The sequence below is a fragment of the Rhodobacter sp. SY28-1 genome, from assembly GCF_005222785.1.
Lineage (GTDB): Bacteria > Pseudomonadota > Alphaproteobacteria > Rhodobacterales > Rhodobacteraceae > Tabrizicola.
The window spans coordinates 698,434-717,286 of the sequence record NZ_STGH01000002.1 but is presented as its reverse complement, the minus strand read 5'-3'; the positions used below and the strand labels follow the sequence as shown (position 1 = coordinate 717,286).

General features: G+C 66.6%; 17 protein-coding genes. 2 read left to right on the top strand and 15 right to left on the bottom strand.

Going from position 1 to position 18,853, the window contains the following annotated elements:
* Window positions 1-28: 28 nt before the first annotated feature.
* The 4 genes from E8M84_RS12520 to E8M84_RS12505 are packed head-to-tail and all read right to left on the bottom strand — an operon-like array spanning window position 29 to window position 3,877.
* A complete protein-coding gene (locus E8M84_RS12520) occupies window positions 29-382 on the bottom strand; it encodes a hypothetical protein (protein ID WP_137111512.1) in 354 nt (117 codons plus the stop codon).
* Window positions 383-393: 11 nt separating this feature from the next.
* Entirely contained in the window at window positions 394-2,172 is a 1,779-nt protein-coding gene (locus tag E8M84_RS12515) for an SLC13 family permease (protein ID WP_137111511.1), read from the bottom strand.
* Window positions 2,172-3,068 (bottom strand): DMT family transporter, encoded by an 897-nt coding sequence (locus E8M84_RS12510; RefSeq protein WP_137111510.1) that lies wholly within the window; start codon window positions 3,066-3,068, stop codon window positions 2,172-2,174. The genes E8M84_RS12515 and E8M84_RS12510 overlap by 1 nt, the downstream gene beginning before the upstream one ends.
* On the bottom strand, window positions 3,065-3,877 hold the full coding sequence (locus tag E8M84_RS12505; RefSeq protein WP_137111509.1) for a TIGR00282 family metallophosphoesterase: 813 nt from the start codon (window positions 3,875-3,877) through the stop codon (window positions 3,065-3,067). Before E8M84_RS12505 ends, E8M84_RS12510 begins: the two co-directional genes overlap by 4 nt.
* 215 nt (window positions 3,878-4,092) lie before the next feature.
* Here E8M84_RS12505 and E8M84_RS12500 point away from each other — a divergent pair, with 215 nt between their 5' ends.
* Both E8M84_RS12500 and pdeM read left to right on the top strand, forming a co-directional pair.
* Window positions 4,093-6,480 carry a ligase-associated DNA damage response DEXH box helicase gene (locus E8M84_RS12500; RefSeq protein ID WP_137111508.1) on the top strand — a complete coding sequence of 796 codons (2,388 nt, stop codon included), beginning with the start codon at window positions 4,093-4,095 and terminating at the stop codon, window positions 6,478-6,480.
* Window positions 6,481-6,559: 79 nt separating this feature from the next.
* Window positions 6,560-7,207, top strand: a complete 648-nt coding sequence (pdeM, locus tag E8M84_RS12495; protein ID WP_137111507.1) for a ligase-associated DNA damage response endonuclease PdeM — start codon at window positions 6,560-6,562, stop codon at window positions 7,205-7,207.
* Window positions 7,208-7,249: 42 nt separating this feature from the next.
* Here pdeM and folD read toward each other — a convergent pair whose 3' ends face one another.
* From folD to tolB, 11 genes are all read right to left on the bottom strand, one after another.
* Window positions 7,250-8,140 (bottom strand): bifunctional methylenetetrahydrofolate dehydrogenase/methenyltetrahydrofolate cyclohydrolase FolD, encoded by an 891-nt coding sequence (gene folD, locus E8M84_RS12490; protein WP_137111506.1) that lies wholly within the window; start codon window positions 8,138-8,140, stop codon window positions 7,250-7,252.
* Window positions 8,141-8,172: 32 nt separating this feature from the next.
* The gene (locus E8M84_RS12485) at window positions 8,173-8,484 is read right to left on the bottom strand and encodes a chorismate mutase (RefSeq protein ID WP_137111505.1); all 312 of its coding nucleotides are present in this window, start codon (window positions 8,482-8,484) and stop codon (window positions 8,173-8,175) included.
* Between the two features lie 60 nt (window positions 8,485-8,544).
* Window positions 8,545-10,221, bottom strand: coding sequence for a formate--tetrahydrofolate ligase (locus tag E8M84_RS12480; RefSeq protein WP_137111504.1), 1,677 nt, complete (start codon window positions 10,219-10,221; stop codon window positions 8,545-8,547).
* Window positions 10,222-10,421: 200 nt separating this feature from the next.
* Window positions 10,422-11,012, bottom strand: coding sequence for an MOSC domain-containing protein (locus E8M84_RS12475; RefSeq protein ID WP_137111503.1), 591 nt, complete (start codon window positions 11,010-11,012; stop codon window positions 10,422-10,424).
* Window positions 11,012-11,824, bottom strand: a complete 813-nt coding sequence (locus E8M84_RS12470; RefSeq protein WP_240790369.1) for a methyltransferase domain-containing protein — start codon at window positions 11,822-11,824, stop codon at window positions 11,012-11,014. The genes E8M84_RS12475 and E8M84_RS12470 overlap by 1 nt, the downstream gene beginning before the upstream one ends.
* Entirely contained in the window at window positions 11,791-12,768 is a 978-nt protein-coding gene (locus E8M84_RS12465) for a magnesium transporter CorA family protein (RefSeq protein ID WP_137111502.1), read from the bottom strand. Before E8M84_RS12465 ends, E8M84_RS12470 begins: the two co-directional genes overlap by 34 nt.
* Before the next feature lie 81 nt (window positions 12,769-12,849).
* Window positions 12,850-14,775 (bottom strand): ATP-dependent zinc metalloprotease FtsH, encoded by a 1,926-nt coding sequence (gene ftsH, locus E8M84_RS12460; RefSeq protein ID WP_137111501.1) that lies wholly within the window; start codon window positions 14,773-14,775, stop codon window positions 12,850-12,852.
* 84 nt (window positions 14,776-14,859) lie between these two features.
* Window positions 14,860-16,059 carry a tRNA lysidine(34) synthetase TilS gene (gene tilS, locus E8M84_RS12455; protein ID WP_170971920.1) on the bottom strand — a complete coding sequence of 400 codons (1,200 nt, stop codon included), beginning with the start codon at window positions 16,057-16,059 and terminating at the stop codon, window positions 14,860-14,862.
* Window positions 16,050-16,886 (bottom strand): tol-pal system protein YbgF, encoded by an 837-nt coding sequence (gene ybgF, locus E8M84_RS12450; RefSeq protein ID WP_137111499.1) that lies wholly within the window; start codon window positions 16,884-16,886, stop codon window positions 16,050-16,052. Before ybgF ends, tilS begins: the two co-directional genes overlap by 10 nt.
* 4 nt (window positions 16,887-16,890) lie before the next feature.
* Window positions 16,891-17,424, bottom strand: a complete 534-nt coding sequence (gene pal / locus E8M84_RS12445; RefSeq protein ID WP_137111498.1) for a peptidoglycan-associated lipoprotein Pal — start codon at window positions 17,422-17,424, stop codon at window positions 16,891-16,893.
* A gap of 95 nt (window positions 17,425-17,519) precedes the next feature.
* Window positions 17,520-18,848 carry a Tol-Pal system beta propeller repeat protein TolB gene (tolB, locus tag E8M84_RS12440; RefSeq protein WP_137111497.1) on the bottom strand — a complete coding sequence of 443 codons (1,329 nt, stop codon included), beginning with the start codon at window positions 18,846-18,848 and terminating at the stop codon, window positions 17,520-17,522.
* Window positions 18,849-18,853: the final 5 nt, after the last annotated feature.

Here is an 18,853-nt window from a genome sequence, read left to right as displayed (position 1 = left end):
ATGCGCTACAGCGCACCCTACGACATCACTAGTCTACAGGCGGCGGGGAGACGAAGACGTGGTCGCGGCCCATGGCGTCGGTGATGGTGACCTCGGCCATCGGGGGGACGGAGCCGTCGGCTCCCAAAGCTTCGGTCAGGCCGGTGAAAAGCTGGCGCAGGAGGTTCGGGTTGGTGACCTCGCGCACGGAGTAGCCGAAGCCCGGGCCGCAGTTTTCCAGCCGGCCGGACCCGCCCTCGGCCCGCCAGTTCGCGCGGCAGACGGTGCCGTCGGCGAGGGTCAGGGTCAGGACCTCGGACGACAGGCGCGCGGCCTGGGGCACGGGGGGTTGGCCTGCGGAAACGCATCCGGCCAGCAGTCCGACGATCAGGAAACGGCGCATTGTCTTTCCTTTCACAGCGGCCAGATCAGCGGGATCAGGGCGCAAGACACCAGCATCACGATGATGTTCAGGGGGACGCCGACGCGGGCGAAGTCCGAGAACTTGTAGCCGCCCGGCCCGTAGACCATCATGTTGGTCTGATACCCCACCGGCGTCGCGAAGGCGAGGGTGGCGGAGAACATCACGGCCACCACGAAGGGGCGGGGGTCGTGGCCGAGCGTTTCGGCCAGTTCGATGGCGACGGGGGTGTAGATCACCGCGACGGCGTTGTTCGACAGGAACTCGGTCAGGACAAGGCCGATGAAGTAGACCGCCAGGATCAGCGCGAAGGGGCCGAGCGTGGCCATCCAGGGTGCGACGGCGTTCACGATCATTTCCACGGCGCCGGACTGTTCGAGGCCTTGGCCCACGGCGAGCATGGCGAAGATCATCGCCAGGAGGCGGCCGTCGATGAAGGAGAAGGCCTCGTCACTGTCGACGCATTTGGTGATGAGGACGCCCGCGACGGCGATCAGGGCGAGGGGCAGGATCGGGGCCACGTCGAGGGCCGAAAGCGTGACGATCAGCGCCATCGCGGCAAGGGCGATGGGGGCCTTCGACCGGCGATAGGCCATGACGCGAGGGCGGTTGACGTCGAGAAGGTTCATGTCGGCGGCGAGGCGCTGGATGTCCTCGATGGTGCCCTCGAGAAGGAGCGTGTCGCCGACGCGGACGATCAGGTCGTCGAGCTGCCGCCCGATGTTCTGGTTGTGGCGGTGCACGGCCAGGACGTAGACGCCATAGCGGCGGCGGAGGCGCAGGTCGCCGAGGCGGTGGCCCTCCATCCGGCAGCCGGGGCCGATCAGGACCTCGACCGTCTCGGTGTTGACCGAGGAGAGCTTGTCGACGAGATGCACGTCCTTGCGTTCGTGCAGGCCCATGAGTTCGGTCATCTCGGTCCTGAGGACGACGCGGTCGCCGGCTTGCAGCGTCACGGGGGCAAGGTCGCGGCGGAGCGAGGCGTCACCGCGCAGGACGTCAATCACCCGCACGCCGTCGCGCTTGAAGATGTCGATGTCCATCACCGGCTGGCCGATCAGGGTCGAGTCCTCGGGGACGGCGACTTCGGTGAAGAACTTCATCTTCCGCTTTTCGCTGAGGAGGACCCCCATCGACTGCCGGTTCGGCAAGAGCCGGTCGCCGAACAGCAACAGGAAGGCGCCCCCGGCCAGGGTGACCGCGATGCCAAGCGGTGCGATCTCGAACAGGCCGAAATGGTCCAGCCCGCGGTCCGCCGCGACCCCGTCCACCAGAAGGTTGGTCGAGGTCCCGATCAGCGAGATCATCCCGCCCAGGACGGTCATGTAGGACAGCGGGATCAAGAGCTTGGAGGGCGCGCGGTTGATCTTGATCGCCAGCTGGATCACGACCGGGATCATCACCGCGACGAGAGGTGTGTTGTTCATGAAGGCCGAGGCAAGGGCAGTCGCCCCGATCAACACGATGATCGTCATCTTCGGCCGGTCGCCGGCATGCCGGGTCACCTCCGAGATCACGGCCTCGACCGCGCCGGTGCGGACCAGGCCGCCCATGATGAGGAACATCATCGCGATGGTCCAGGGCGCGGGGTTGGCAAGGACCGAGGTCGCCTCTTTCACCGGCAGGATGCCCAGGATCAGCATCAGCGCCGCCCCGCCGATGGCCGTCACTTCGACCGGAGTGCGTTCCAGCACGAAGAGGACGAACATCACCGCCAGGATCGTCAGGGCGACCCAGGGGGCGGCCTCGGCCGGGATCGAAATGCCGAACATCAGGTCCTCACCGTCTTGGTCCGTTCGCGCGGCTGGACCAATGCCACCCCCGCCAGCATCACCGCCACGGCCAGCCAGACCGTGACAGAGGGCCGTTCACCCAGCAGCAGCATCGCCCAGATCATCCCGGCCCCTGTCACCAGATAGCTTGACTGCGACGCGAAGACCGACCCCGCCCGGGCCGCCAGCCAGACATAGGTCGCGTACAAGAGCCCGTGCAGCGCCGACGACAGAATGAGCGCCCATTCTGGGCGACCCATCGGCCAGGGGACATAGCGTTCCCCGCCCATCAACATATGCGGCAGGATCAGGAGCACGGCGACGACGCTGACCCCGAACATCGCCTGCACGGCGTCCATACCGGCGGTGCCGAAGCGGGCCACGAAGGTTGCCTCCAGCGCGTAAAGCAGGGGTCCGCACAGGGCGAGTGGCAGGAAGCCGATCATTCCGGGGTCCGGCAGGCTGGTCGATGGCAGGGCAATCAGCGCCACGGCTGCAAGGCCCAGCAACAGTCCCAGCAGGCGGATGGCGTCAAACCGTTCCATCCCGACGGCAAGCGCCAGGGGGAAGGCCATCAGGGGGATCGTCGAAATGATGATCGACATGATCCCCGAAGGCAGGCGCTCGGCCGAGATGTAGAAGGTCAAGCCGGGCAAGAGGGTGCCAAGCACCGCGACCACGACGTAGAAGGTCAGCGCCCGGGGCGTGAACACCAGCCCCCGACCGCGGGCGAGAGAGATGGCCCCAAGGACGACGGTGCAGACCACTGCCTGCCAGAAGGTTAGCTCCAGCGCACTTGCGCCGCTTTGGGTCGCGATCTTGCCAAGGGGTTGGGTAGCACCCCAACCGACACCCAACCAAAGCAGGGTCAGCGGGAACAGCCAGCGTCCAGTCAAGGCGTTGCCTCCTGCAGCTTGCCGCCCACCCGGATCATCCGCACCTTCGTGGCCAGACCGGTCTTGTCGTCCGTCTCGACATAGACCCCGGACAGCGTCGCCTCGCCATTCGCCGGTTCGAACCGGCCCTTCGCCATGCCGGTCAGGAAGCGGCGCAGGGGCTCCAGCTTTTCCATCCCGATGACGCTGTCGTAGTCGCCGCACATGCCCGCGTCGGACTGGAAAGCCGTGCCCTTGGCCAGGATCATCGTGTCGGACGTGGGCACATGGGTATGGGTCCCGACCACAAGGCTGGCCATCCCGTCGCACCAATGGCCCATTCCCATCTTTTCCGACGTGGCCTCGGCATGGAAATCGACAATCGCTGCCTGCACCACACCGCCCAGAGTGTGCTGCTTCAGCACGGTTTCCAGTGCCGAGAACGGGTCATCGAAGGGCCGCTTCATGAAGACCTGACCCAGGGCCTGCGTCACCAGAACCTTCCTGCCATGCGTCGCATCGAACACCCGCGCGCCCCGGCCCGGCGCGACCTTTGAGAAGTTCAGCGGCCGCACGATCCGCGGCTCGGTCTCGATGAAGGACAGCATATCCTTCTGGTCAAAGGCATGGTCGCCCAGAGTCAGGCAATCCGCCCCCGCCGCCAGCAGTTCCTTTGCATGGTCCCCGGTGATCCCGGCCCCCTGGCTGGCATTTTCGCCATTCACGACGACGAAATCCAAGCCCCAGGCTTGCCGAAGTCCCGGCAGCCGCTGTGTAATCGCCGTCCGACCCGACCGGCCCACGACATCGCCAAGGAACAGAATTCTCATACGCCCCGGATTAGGCGCGCGGCAGGGGTCGGGCAAGCAGTTTGGCGGGTTTCGGGGAAGAAATATCTGCGAAAAGCCCAAGCTCCCAACCGCGACCCGGGCCATGGGAAAACCGCCCGCAAAGAGGAATTCTCCCCGGAAATTCTTCGCCGGACGCGGCAGCGACAGCGACAACTCCGTTCCCCATCCCGCCGCGCCGCACTATCTCTACCCTCATGACGATGCTTCCCCCCGCCCTGTCCGACTGGTTCGCCGCCAAGGGCTGGACGCTGCATCCGCATCAGGAGGAGATGCTGGCGCGCAGCGGTGACCCCGCCACGCTTCTCATTGCGCCGACGGGGGGCGGCAAGACCCTGGCCGGATTCCTTCCGACGCTTGCCGAACTTGGGCCCACTCCACCGGCTGGCCTTCATACCCTCTACGTCTCGCCCCTGAAGGCCCTGACTGCCGACATCCGCCGCAATCTCGGGACCCCCATCGAGGGCGCAGGCCTGAAGATCCGGGTCGAGGATCGCACCGGCGACACAAGTTACACTCAACGGCGACGGCAGCGCGCCGATCCGCCACACATCCTGCTGACAACGCCAGAGAGCCTGGCGCTGCTGTTGTCCTATGAGGACGCCCCCCGCATCTTCGCGGGCTTGCGGCGCGTCATCATCGACGAAATCCACGCGCTGGCCGAAAGCAAACGCGGCGACCAGCTTGTCCTGCAGATCGCCCGCTTGCAGTCCCTGAACCCCGGCCTGCGCCGTGTCGGCCTGTCCGCGACGGTGGAGAACCCGCCCGCTTTGGCCCGGTTCCTTGCACCGGAGACCACGATCCTGCAGGCGGACCCCGGCCCCGATCCGGATATTTCGATGCTGGAAACCGACGCCCCGCCCCCGTGGAGCGGCGGCGGTGGGCGGTATGCCATCCCCGCGATCCTGAACGAGATCACCCGCCACAAGACCACGCTGATCTTCCACAACACCCGGGCGCAGGCCGAGCTGTTCTTCCACGACCTGTGGCTTCAGAACACCGAGGACCTGCCGATCGGCATCCACCACGGCAGCCTCTCCCGCGAGCAGCGGGAACGGGTGGAGCAGGCGATGACGGCGGGGGCCTTGCGGGCGGTGGTCTGCACCGGCTCGCTGGATCTGGGGATCGACTGGGGCGACGTGGACCTGGTGATCCAGGTTGGCGCACCGAAGAACGTCAAGCGGCTGGTGCAGCGGATCGGGCGGGCGAACCACCGCTACAACGCGCCGTCGAAGGCTTTGCTGGTGCCCGCGAACCGGTTCGAGGTGGTGGAATGCCAGGCGGCGCTGGACGCTGTGCGGGCGCATACGCTGGACGGCGAGCCGCGGGGGCCGGGGCCGCGGGATGTCCTTTGCCAGCACATCCTGGCCACCGCCTGTGCTGGGCCGTTCGAGGCCGACGCGCTTTACGCCGAGGTCATCACGGCGGGACCCTATACGGGCCTGAAGAGGGGAGAGTTCGACGCCTGTCTCGATTTTGTGGCCACCGGCGGCTATGCGCTGCGGGCCTACGACCGCTGGCAGCGGCTGAAAGAGACGGGGGGCAAGTGGCACCTGCGCGACCCCCGTGCCGCCGCACTGATCCGGCAGAATCTCGGGACGATCATCGACATCGAAACGCTGAAGGTCCGGTTCCGGGGGTATGGCACCCCACTGGGCGAGGTGGAGGAAAGCTTCGCCGCCACCCTGACCCCCGGTGACACCTTCCTGATCGGCGGCCAGATCGTCCGCTACGAGGGCCTGCGCGAGATGACGGTGGAGGTGTCGAAAACCCCCGGCCGCGACCCCAAGGTCGCCGTGTTCAACGGCACCAAGTTCGCCACCTCGACGCTGCTGACCGACCGGATCCTGGAAATCTTCCAGCAGGAAACCTGGCCCGACCTACCCACCCACACCGCCTGGTGGCTGGCGAAACAGCGTGAGGTGTCGCAGCTGCCCGACCCTTCTTCCCTGCTTCTGGAATCGTTCCCCCACGACGGGCGCGAACACCTTTGCGTCTACGGCTTTGCGGGACGGAACGCCCAGCAGACCCTCGGCCTCCTCGTCACCAAACAGATGGAGACGCAGGGGCTTGCCCCCCTGGGCTTTGTCGCCACCGACTATGCCACGCTGATCTGGGGCCTCGACCCCGTCACCGATCCCGGGCCCCTGTTCGACCTCGAAACCCTGCGCGATGGCCTTGACACCTGGCTTTCCGAAAATGCGGTGATGAAGCGTACCTTCCGCTCCACCGCCATCATCTCGGGCCTGATCGAGCGCACGCATCAGGGCCGTCGCAAGACCGGGCGGCAGGCGACGTTCTCGACCGACATCCTGTACGACACGCTGCGCCGCTATGACCCCGACCACCTCCTCCTACAGATCACCCGGGAAGAGGCCTTGCGCGGCCTCATCGACTTTTCCCGGATCGAGGCAATGCTCGCCCGCGTCGGCGACACGATCGTCCTGAAACGCCTGACCCGCGTCACCCCCCTCGCCGCGCCGATGTTCTTCGAGCCCGGCCGCATCCCCGTCCAGGGTGAGGGCCGCGACCGCCTAGCCACCGCCCAGGCGCAGGCCCTGATGGAAGCTGCAGGCCTGGCCTAAGTCCTTGCCCATGTTGCAAATACTCCCCGCGGAGCGTCCGCCCTTGCCAGAAGCGCTGTGCTTTGGCAGGTAGGCACCCATGCACCACGCGCTTTTCTTCCACGGCGAGACGCTGCACCTGATGTCCTCTGGCGCGCTTTACTGGCCCGCCCGCAAGACCCTTGCCGTCTCGGACCTGCACCTTGGGAAATCCGAGCGTCTTGCCCGGCGGGGGGGCACGCTATTGCCCCCCTACGAGACGCAGGCGACGCTGGAAAAGCTTGATCGCGATCTTGAAGCCACCGAGGCGGAGGCCGTCATCTGCCTTGGCGACAGCTTTGACGACCTCGCGGCCCTGGACGGGATTGAGGAGGCCTCCCGCCTCTGGCTTGTCCGTCTCATGGCGGGGCGCAGCTGGACCTGGATCACCGGAAACCATGACCCCGGCCCGATCGAGATCGGCGGAACGCATCGGGCAGAGCTGAAGCTGCAACCCTTCACCTTCCGCCACATTGCCGAACCCGGTGAGCGGGCGGAGATCTCGGGTCATTACCACCCCAAGGCCCGTCTGGCCGGCCAGTCGCGGCCCTGTTTCCTGGCCGATGCGCAGCGGCTGATCCTTCCCGCCTATGGGGTCTATACCGGGGGTCTGCGGTCGCATGACGCCACGCTCACCGCGCTCATGGCAAAGGACGCGCTGGCCATTCTTACCGGCCCGCGCGTCCTTGCGATTCCGATGCCCAGGTAAGGCAAGCGTAGGGTGGGCGATCCGCCCACCCTACCTGTTCGTTCAGGCCGTCAGCCCCTCAGGCTCCGCCAGCCCGTTCGCGCGGCAGCAGGCCGTCAGCGTGTTCGCCAGAAGGCAGGCGATGGTCATCGGCCCCACCCCGCCCGGAACCGGGGTGATCGCCCCAGCCACGGCGGCAGCACTTTCATAGTGGACGTCGCCGACCAGCTTTGCCTTGCCGTCGCGTTCAATGCGGTTGATGCCGACGTCGATCACCGTCGCCCCCGGCTTCACCATGTCGCCGGTCACCATCTCGGGCCGCCCGACGGCAGCCACCAGGATGTCGGCGCGCTTGCAGACCTCGGCCAGGTCCTTGGTCCGGCTGTGCGCGATGGTCACCGTGCAGCTGTCGCCCAGCAGAAGCTGCGCCATCGGCTTGCCGACGATGTTCGAACGACCCACAACCACGGCATTCAGGCCCGCGAGCTTGCCATGATGATCCCGCAGCATCATCAGGCAGCCAAGCGGCGTGCAGGGCACCATCGACTTCTGCCCGGTGCCCAAGAGACCAACGTTCGAAATATGGAATCCGTCGACATCCTTGGCCGGGTCGATCCGGTTGATGACAAGCTCGGAGTTCAGGTGGCCGGGCAGCGGCAATTGCACAAGAATCCCGTGTACCTTGGGGTCAGCGTTCAGCCTGTCGATCAGGGCAAGAAGCTCTGCCTCGCTGGTCGAAGCGTCCAGCCGATGTTCGAAAGAGGACATTCCAACTTCGATGGTCGAGGCATGCTTGTTGCGGACATAGACCTGGGAGGCCGGGTCCTCGCCCACCAGCACGACGGCCAGACCGGGCTGGATACCGTTCTCTTCCTTCAGCCGCGCCACATGTGCCGCCACCTGAGCCCGCACTGTGGCCGCGAAGGCCTTGCCGTCGATCACCTTGGCCGTCATTGTCGTCTCTCCCTAGCGGCCAGCCGTCAGGCCTAGCCCTTCCGCAATGTGTCCGGCCCAAGCTTGCTTTCCTCGCGCGCGATGGACCAGTCGATCAGCCGCCGCCACAGCTTTTCCACCAGGTCGGGCGGCAGCCCGTAGGTGGCGGCGTGGCGGCGGACGTTTGTCACCACTTCCTCGACCCGCGACCCGATCCTTGCCGGCAGGTCGACCTCGGCCTTGATCTCCGCCGCCCGGTCGATGAATGCCGCCCGTTCCGCGAACAGCCGGACGAGGTCTTCGTCCAGCCGGTCGATCTCGGCCCTGATCTCGGCCATTGTCGTGCAGTCGGCGGGCTTTGGCATCTTCGGTCTCCCCTCGCAGGCCCCCCCGAGATAAGGGGAAGGCCCGCGAAGGGCAACGCGTCAGAACAGCCCTTCGACGTGACCCTGGTCGTTCAGCCGGATCACCTCGGCTGACGGCACCTTGGGCAGGCCCGGCATGGTCATGATCTCACCGCAGATCGCGACGATGAAGCCAGCGCCCGCCGAGAGCCGCACCTCGCGGACCGGGACGGTGTGGCCCGTGGGGGCGCCGCGCACGGTCGGGTCGGTGGTGAAGCTGTACTGGGTCTTGGCCACGCAGATCGGCAGGTGGCCGTACCCGGCGGCTTCCCAGGTCTTGAGCTGGTCGCGGATCGACTTGTCGGCGATCACGTCATCGGCGTGGTAGATCCGCTTGGCGATGGTCTGCAGCTTCTGGAACAGCGGCATGTCATCGGGGTAAAGCGGCGCGAAGTTGGCAGCGCCGGATTCGGCCAGCTGTACGACCTTGTTCGCCAGATCCTCGATGCCCGCAGAGCCGTTGGCCCAGTGCTTGCACAGGATCGCCTCGGCGCCCTGTTCGGCGACATAGGCCTTGACCGCGGCTACTTCGGCATCGGTATCGCTGTAGAAGTGGTTGATCGCCACGACCACCGGCACGCCGAACGACTTCACGTTGGCGATGTGGCGGCCAAGGTTCGGGCAGCCCTTCTTCACCGCATCAACGTTTTCCGCGCCGAGGTCGGCCTTGGCGACGCCGCCGTTCATCTTCATCGCGCGGACGGTGGCGACAATCACCGCGGCCGAGGGCTTGAGGCCCGCCTTGCGGCACTTGATGTCGAAGAACTTTTCGGCGCCGAGGTCAGCCCCGAAGCCGGCTTCGGTCACGACATATTCACCCAGCTTCAGCGCGGTCTTGGTCGCGATGACCGAGTTGCAGCCGTGGGCGATGTTGGCGAAGGGGCCGCCGTGGACGAAGGCCGGGTTGTTTTCCAGCGTCTGCACCAGGTTCGGCTGCATCGCGTCTTTCAGGAGCACGGTCATCGCGCCGTCGGCCTTGATGTCGCGGCAGTAGATCGGCTTCTTGTCGCGGGTATAGGCCACGACGATGTCGCCCAGACGCTTTTGCAGGTCGTCCAGGTCGTTCGACAGGCAGAGGATCGCCATGACTTCGGACGCTACGGTGATGTCGAACCCGGTCTGGCGCGGGAAGCCGTTCGAAACGCCACCCAGCGACACGACGATGTCGCGCAGCGCGCGGTCGTTCATGTCCATGACCCGGCGCCAGACGACGCGGCGTTCGTCGATGCCCAGGTCGTTGCCCCAGTAGATGTGGTTGTCGATCATCGCCGACAGGAGGTTGTGCGCGCTGGTGATCGCGTGGAAGTCGCCGGTGAAGTGAAGGTTCATCTCCTCCATCGGCACGACCTGGGCCATCCCGCCGCCAGCCGCGCCACCCTTCATCCCGAAGTTCGGGCCAAGCGAGGCTTCGCGGATGCAGATCACCGCCTTCTTGCCGATCCGGTTCAGACCGTCGCCCAGACCCACCGTGGTCGTCGTCTTGCCTTCGCCCGCCGGGGTCGGGTTGATCGCGGTGACGAGGATCAGCTTGCCATCCTTCTTGCCCGCCAGCGACTTGATGAACTCCTGGCTGACCTTGGCCTTGTCGTGGCCGTAGGGGAGCAGATGCTCGGACGGGATGCCCAGCTTGGCCCCGATCTCCATGATCGGCTTCTTCTTCGCTTCGCGCGCAATCTCGATGTCGGTCTTGAAGGCCATGTGTGTCTCCCCAATGGGCTTATGTGCGGGCAAATATGCCGTTTGCGACGTGATACCGGGCGGAGGGCCCTTGTCGAAGGCGTTTTGCGACCTAAAGACCGCGAAAATCGCCTTGTCCGGTTTCCGATACGAAACTGGCCCCGACGGAACGGAAATTTTCACCACATTTAACTATTTTTCCGCTGGGTCGCGGGACTGGTTCAGCTGTCCGGGCGCCAGCCCCGCTGCGCCGGGACATGCAGGCGCACCACGTCGCCAAGCCGCAGGACGCCCTCGCGCTCGATCCAGGCTGTGATACCCCGCTTGCCCTCGGCCGCGCGCTTGAAGCCCTTGCCCTGACCCGGCAGAGCCTTCTCGATCGTCACGGCGGGTTCCTGGCAGGGCAGGTTCTCCATGTCGACAACCAGCGTGACCCCGTCCGGGCCTTGCAGGCGGCTGGAGGGCGGCAGGTGGGTCAGGTCCGGGATACCCTCCAGCACGAGGGAGGCCCCGACCCAGGCGTAGTCCATCCGCGCAAGGCCCATGTCGGCGGCGACTTCGGCCATTTCCTCGGCGCTGACGATGCAGAGCTGCCGGACGTTCCGGATCGTGGTGTTCTTTGGATACTGCTTGGTCACCCGGCTGCAGGAGGGCCGGGTCAGCCCTGCGTGCACCTCGCCGTCGAACCCGGCGAAGGTCAGCGGCATCTCGGTCAGAGGTTTTGCGGTGATGACCAGCTTTTCCACCGGCACGGGCTGGTAGCCCAGCCAGACGACGCGGGCGGTGTGGTCGGTGGGGATCAGGGCTGGCATCAGGGTCGCTCCAGGACAAAGAAGACGCGGGTGAAGGGGAAAAGGACCCGGCCATCGGGAAGGGGCGGATAGGCCGTCGCCAAGGCGGTGTCGTAGGCTTCGAGATAGGCACGACGCTCGGCCTCGGTCAGGCCTGCCACATAGGGCCGCATGGCGGTCGATTCGGTGAAGGCGCGGACCGGGTGGCCCTGGGACACGGGGTCGAGGATCTGGATGTAGTCGGTTGTCCAGGCGGTCACGGTGCCAAAGTCCCGAAGGAGGTGAACGTAGTCTCCGGCAAGCAGCACAGGGGTCCGGGTCACCGGATCGCGTCCGGGGAACAGGCGGCCTGCCACCTCGCGCAGCAAGCGATGCGACGGCGCCTCGCCCTGGCGCGGCATCTGCACCGCCAGCACCCCGCCGGGCGCCAGCATCCCGGCCAGCCGCGGCATGAGCGTCGCGTGGTCCGGCAGCCAGTTCAGCGCGGCGTTCGAGAAGATCAGGGCGGGCGGGCGTTCGGGCTGCCACTCGGCGATGTCCGCCAGTGTCGTGTGTTCATAGCAGCGCCGCAGGGAAGCATTGGCCAGCATCGCCTGAGAGGAATCGACCGCCACAAGGCAGCGGGTCGGATAGCGCGACACCAGCGCCGGACCCACGGCGCCGTCGCCGCAACCAAGGTCGACGACATCGCCCGGCGGCAGGTCGGGCACCTGCGCCAGAAGGTCCAGTGCGGGACGCAACCGCAGGTCGCGGAACGCGCCATAGCGCGCCGGGTCCCAGTCGACGGGCTTCGGAACCGTCACAGCCATTTCTTCCAGCGGAAGATCAGCCACGGCACAAGCGCCGAGACGACCATCAGCCCCAGCGCCATCGGGTAGCCCCAGCGCCAGGACAGTTCAGGCATGGTGTCGAAGTTCATCCCGTAGATGCTGGCGATCAGGGTGGGGGGCAGGAAGACGAAGGCCACGACCGAGAAGATCTTGATGACGTCGGACTGCCGGATGTTGATGACCCCCAGCGTCGCATCAAGGAGGAAGCGCACCTTTTCGGATTGCGCCACCGCCACCTCGCGCAAGCTGCGCAGGTCCTGCAATTGTGCCATAGCCACCGGCATCTGCCGGGTCTGCAGACAAGGCCCACCCGCGGCTTCGGGCGTCGCGGTCAGATAGGTCAGAAGCCGAAGGATGGTTGACAGGCTTTCGTTGGCCTTCGAATTCATCGCCTCGGCCCGCCCGATCCGTTGCAGGACCGCCTGCAACGTCTCGGCCTTGCCCGAGGGCCTGTGTGCCGCGAAGATCGCCTTCGACAGCACCTCGTGGCTTCTCGCCTCGGCCTCCAGGATATCCGCCAGCCGGTCGACGATGGCTTCCAGCAGCCCGAGCAAGGCGTCTAGGCCAGACTGCAGCGCAGTGTCGTGCCGCGCGGCCCAGTCGGCGAAATGGGCCAGCGATCCGGGATGATGGTAGTGCACCGTCACCAGCCGATCCGGCAGGACCACGAAGGTCACCGGCCCAAGCTCGGTCTCGCGCGCCTCGTGGCTGGCGACGACCTGCGCGGTCAGGAACAGCGCCCCGCTTTCGCGATAGATGCGCGAGGAGGCCTCGATTTCCTGCATGTCCTCACGGGTGGGGATGTCGATGCCAAGCGCGGCTTCGACGGCATCCTCTTCGGCCTCCGAGGGGGATTCGAGGTCGATCCACAGGGCGTCGCCCAGATGCCGGTCTGCAAGGTCCAGAAGTTCCAGACGCGCGCCCTTGGTTGCGAATGCCTTGATCATCCGTGATCTCCCTGCAGCGCGGGCAGGTTAGCGGCGCGGGCCGGAAAGCAAAAGGCCCCGACGGTGCGGGGCCTTTCGATCTTAGAGTGGTGCGGGTTCCGGTTCCGGACCGGGCTTCTTGGCCCGCGCCTTGGTCTTGGGGATCGCCGCGACCGAGGTGGTGCCGCCGCCCGAGGATGGCTTGTCGGCGCTGTCGTCGCCGCCCAGAGGCTCGCCCGCGACAACCTTGCGGATCTCGTCACCGGTCAGGGTTTCGTATTCCAGAAGTCCCTTGGCCAGCCGCTCCCATTCGTCGTGCTTTTCCAGCAGGATGCGACGGGCGGTCTCGTAGCCTTCGTCGATGATGCGCTTCACTTCCTGTTCGATCAGCCGCTTCGTCTCGGCCGAGACCGAGAAGCCGCCGGTGTTGCCCTGGTAGCCTTCCGCCGCCTCGGCATAGTCGATGTTGCCCACGACATCCGACATGCCCCAGCGCAGCACCATGGCGCGGGCCAGCGCCGAGGCCTGCTGGATGTCGCCCGAGGGGCCGTTCGAGACCGAGTCCGCGCCGTACTTGATGATCTCGGCGGCCTTGCCGGCCATGGTCATCGCGATCCGCTCTTCGCACTGGTCGCGGTGCCAGTTCAGGCGGTCGATTTCCGGCAGGCTCATCACCATGCCAAGTGCGCCGCCGCGCGGGATGATCGTGGCCTTGTAGACCGGGTCGCACTTCGGCAGCGCCATGCCGACGATGGCATGGCCAGCCTCGTGATAGGCGGTCATTTCCTTCTGTTCCGGGGTCAGGACCATGCTGCGCCGTTCCGCGCCCATCATGACCTTGTCCTTGGCATTCTCGAAGTCGATCATCGTGACAAAGCGGCGACCGGCACGGGCGGCCATCAGGGCGGCCTCGTTCACCAGGTTCATCAGGTCGGCACCCGAGAAGCCGGGCGAGCCGCGCGCGATGGTGCGCAGGTCGACGTCCGGGCCCAGCGGCACCTTGCGGGCGTGGACCGACAGGATCTTCTCGCGCCCCTTGATGTCGGGGTTCGGGACGTGGATCTGGCGGTCAAAGCGGCCGGGGCGCAGCAGAGCCGGGTCCAGCACGTCCTTGCGGTTGGTGGCGGCGATGATGATGACACCTTCGTTCGCCTCGAACCCGTCCATTTCGACCAGAAGCTGGTTCAGCGTCTGTTCGCGTTCGTCGTTGCCGCCGCCGATGCCCACGCCACGGGCGCGGCCCACGGCGTCAATCTCGTCGATGAAGACGATGCAGGGGGCGTTCTTCTTGGCCTGTTCGAACATGTCACGGACACGGGAGGCACCCACGCCGACGAACATCTCGACGAAGTCGGAGCCGGAGATCGTGAAGAAGGGCACGCCCGCCTCACCCGCGATGGCGCGGGCCAGCAGGGTTTTACCAGTGCCGGGCGGGCCGACGAGGAGGGCGCCCTTCGGGATCTTGCCGCCCAGACGGCTGAACTTCTGCGGGTTGCGCAGGAATTCGACGATTTCTTCCAGTTCTTCCTTGGCCTCGTCGATGCCTGCGACGTCGTCAAAGGTCACGCGGCCCTGCTTTTCGGTCAAGAGCTTGGCGCGCGACTTGCCAAAGCCCATCGCGCCGCCACGGCCGCCGCCCTGCATCCGGTTCATGAAGTAGATCCAGACGCCGATCAGCAGAAGGAACGGCAGGAAGGACAGAAGCACCGAGACGAAGCCCGATTGCGCCTGCGGCTCGGCCTCGACCTCGACCCCCTTGGCGATCAGCTCGCGCGCGAGGTTGTCGGTGACGATGTCGCCCGCTGGCTTGATCGCGACGAAGGTTGCGTTGTCCTTCGTCGTCACGACGATCTTTTCGCCGTCCAGCACCACCCGCGACACCTGCCCGGCGTCGACCCGTTCGATGAAGTCGGAATAGGACAGCGACCGTGAGGACATGGTGGTCTGGTTGCCCGAGAACAGCTGGAACAGCGCCATGACCAGAATCAACAGCACGACCCAGAACGCGATATTGCGTGCATTACCCAAGGTAAGGGATCTCCCGAATGCGCCGTGCTCCTCCCATGAGGCCAAGGCGGCTTTGTGTACAAGATAGACTTTTGGCCCGCAGGTTCAATCCACGAGTCCGAAAAGGTGAAACGGTGCGTCCAGTTCCGCCTGCCAGGCGCCCGGATGCCCTGCCAAAGGCGCCGCCAGCAGGATTTCGCCCTGCCAGACCCCCGGCGTGACCACCAGAACCTCACGCGGCAGGGCCGTCATGCGCCAGTCCTTGACTTGACGCAGCCCCTCGGCCCCAAGCGCGCGCACCTCGCCCTGCGGCCCTGTGACGCGCCAGCGCCCGTCCCAGAGGCCGCCGACCGCGACCGGGTCGCCCACAGCGCGGGGTTCGCGCATCAGCCATCCGGCCCGCGCCCGGCAACCGGCCAGCGTCGCGTCCTGCCCGCGGGACAGGGCAAGCATCAGTCGTTCAGTCTCTGCCGCCCGGGGGGGATACCCGGCCTTAGTGAGCCACATAAGCCCCGCCAGCACGACCTGCCGCTGCACCTCGCCGGGTTCTGTCCAGAGGCCCGCGTCGAAGCGAAGCGCTCCGGCCTGTTCCGCGACATGCCGTCGCGCTGCGGTGACCGCTTGCGCCACCAGCGACGCCTGCGCCCGCGCCAGATGCCCGGCCACCTCGGCGAGGCGGTCCACGGTGATCCCCAGCGGAGCCAGCGCCGCCAGCGCCTTGCGCGCCTTTACCCGGGTAAAGCGGTCGTTGTCGTTCGTCGGATCGTCGATCCAACCGATACCTTCCGACCGCAGCCACACGCGCAACTCCTCGCGCCCCGCGGACAGGAGCGGACGCCGGAACCGAAACCCGCCCCCCTCCCACGCGGGCCGCATGCCCGAAAGCCCCGCCAGCCCCGCACCCCGCGCCAGACCCATCAGCACCGTCTCGGCCTGATCGTCCCGGGTGTGGCCCAAGGCGATCACGCCGATCCCCCGCGACCGCGCCCAATCGCCGATCAGCGCCTTCCGTGCCCGCCGGGCCGCATCCATCAGGTTGCCGGTGACTGCGCCATGCTCCCAGACCCGCAGCTCATGCCGGACGCCGATTGCGCGGCAAGCTTCCGCGACACTCGCCGCTTCGGCTGCACTCTCGATTCGCAGTTGGTGATCCACCGTCACTGCCTCGACCCGCAGCCCCGCGCGCAGGCACAGATGCAGAAGGGCGGTGGAATCCCCACCGCCCGAAAGCGCAACTCCGATGGTGTCCCCGGCAGGCAACCCGTCGCGGATCAGCCCGACCAGCCGGTCATCGCCTACTGGCACCCGAAGCCCTGCATCGCCACGGTGGACTGCGTGGCTGCCATGCTGCCCGGGAACCGGTTGCCGACTTCGGCCAAGGTCACGCAGGCTTCCTGCACCTGACCCAGGGCGCCCAGCCCCTCGCCCAGCTTCAACAGCGCGTCAGGGGCAAACGGGCCTTCGGGGGCTGCCGAGAACGCATCCAGATAGGCCCGCGCTGCATTGCCGGTGTCGCCGGTCTTGGTCAGCGCCTCGCCGCGCAGGTAATGCGCCTCGGGGACTAGCGGCCCGCCAGGATAGGATTGGGCATAGGTCGCAAAGAGCGCTGCAGCTCCGGGAAAGTCACCCTGACCGAGCACCTCCTTGGCCCGGTCTAAGTCTGCCTGTTCCGCCACGGCAAGTTCGGTCCCGCCCGTCGCCGGGGCCGTGCCCACGCCGGTGTCGGTCGCGACCGGAGCCGGGGCTGCGCCGGTGTCACCGCCCAGAGTGGGCGTCGAGCCCAGCGTTGCCGGGTCGCAGCCTTCGGTCACTTCGCACAGCCGGTATTCGATGTCGCCAATCCGGTTTGTGCCGTCCGAGACCACCCGGTTCAGCTTCAGCTCGACCTCTTCGGTGCGGGCGGTCAGGCGGGCAAGCGTCGCCTCGATCGTGTCCATCCGCTGCAGGGCATCGCCACCCGCCGCCCCGGTCGCCGCCGCGCCGGACGAAATGAGCTCGGCCTTCAGCGCGTTGAACTCGGCCGCCAGCGCGCCAAGCTCGGCGCGGATGTCGGCCAGGGTCTGCGCCCGGTCCTGGGCATGACCCAGGACCGGCAGCAGGCAGAGGGCAACGGCAAGGCCAAGCCGACGCATCAGGTCAGACCCCTGCGCCTGCCGACAGCACGGTCACCGCGCGACGGTTCTTGGCATAGCAGGCCTCTTCCGAGCAGACCTCAAGCGGGCGTTCCTTGCCGTAGCTGATCGTGCGCAGGCGGCCTGCGGGCACGCCCTGGCTGATCAGGAAGTTCTGCACCGCGGCCGCACGCTTGGCGCCGAGGTTGAGGTTGTATTCCCGCGTGCCCTGTTCGTCGGCGTGGCCTTCGATGATCGCGGCGTAGCCCGGGTTGGTCATCAGCCACTGCGCCTGACGGGTCAGGACCGCACGGCCTTCGGGCGAGAGCGTCGACTGGTCCACCGCGAACAGGACGCGATCGCCGACGGTCTGGTTGAAATAGGCAATCGAGGTCGGGTTGTTCGGATCGCCAAGGCCCGTGGTGTCGATCCCGCCCGCGCCCCCGGCTCCACCGGCTCCGCCCGCGCCACCGGCTCCGGCGCCATAGCGGTCAGGGTTGTTGCAGGCCGCAAGGCCCAGGACGGCGATCAGGAGAAGCGACTTCGCAGCAAGGCTCATGGGGGGTCATCCTTCTTGTTGGCTCGATTGCGGTCAGATTATCAGCTTTGGGCCGCCGTGTGAATCGGCGGCCCGATGATTTTGTCGTTCACATTTCACGGCAGAAGCGGCGACCAGGCGGGGTCGGAGGCCGGGCCGTCGGTCGGGATCTGCTTGAGGTTCCGCCCCGTGATGTCGACCGACCAGAGCGAGGTCTGCCCGCCTGCTCCACTCGTTTCGCGGGTGAACATCAGGACGCGCCCGTTCGGGGCCCAGGTCGGGCCTTCATCCAGGAAGCTGGCGGTCAGGAGGCGTTCCTCCGACCCGTCGGTGCGCATCACACCAATGTGGAAGCGGCCCGCGTTCTGCTTGGTGAAGGCGATGTAGTCACCGCGCGGGGACCAGACCGGGGTGCCATAGCGCCCCTCGCCCCCCGAAATCCGGGTGCCTTCGCCGCCACTGGCGGGCATGACGTAGATCTGCTGCACGCCGGTCCGGTCGCTTTCAAAGACGATCTGGCTGCCATCCGGGCTGAAGCTGGGGGCCGTCTCGATGGACGGCGAATTGGTCAGCTGCGTCAGCGCGCCCGAGTTGAGGTCCAGAAGGTAGATGTCGCTGTTGCCGCCGCGTTCGAGGCTGAAGACCACGGTCTGGCCATCGGGCGAGAAGCGCGGGGCGAAGGTCATGGTGCCCGGCTGTTCCTCCAGCGCGCGGCGCTGCAGGCTGGCCACGTCCATCAGCGTGATACGCGGGAAGCCGGTTTCAAAGCTGGTGTAGACGATCCGGTCGCCGGCGGGCGAGAAGCGGGGGGCCAGCACGATGGCGTTGCTGTCGGTCAGGTAGGCGACGTTGGCGCCGTCGTAGTCCATGACGGCCAGCCGCTTGAGGCGGGCGTTCTTCGGGCCGGACTCGCTGACGAACACGACGCGGCTGTCGAAATAGCCGCCTTCGCCGGTGATCTTGGAATAGATCACGTCGGCCACCTTGTGCGCCATCCGCCGCCAGCCGTCGGTCGTGCCGGCGAATTGCAGGGCCGCGCCTTCCAGCGTGTTGCCGTTGAAGACGTCATAAGCGCGGAACTTCACCGTGATCCGGTCGCCCGCGACGCTTACCGCGCCGGTGACCAGAACCTGGGCATTGATCGCCTTCCAGTCCTCGAACGCCACGCCACCGTCAAAGCTGGTGATCCGGCTGATATGCGCCTCTTCGCCGATGTTGCGGAAGAAGCCGGTGCCTTCCAGGTCCGAGATAACCACGCGGCTGATTTCCCGCGCATAATCCCCCGCGCCGCCTTCGTCGATGAAGGTGGGCACCGCGATGGGCATCGGTTCGATAACGCCGGGACCGATGACGATCCGCGGCGGTTCCTGCGCAAGGACCGGGGTCGCAATCAGGGTGCCGATCCCGAAGGCCAGCGCCAGAAGCGTTCGGAAGGTTGTTCTCATGGGTC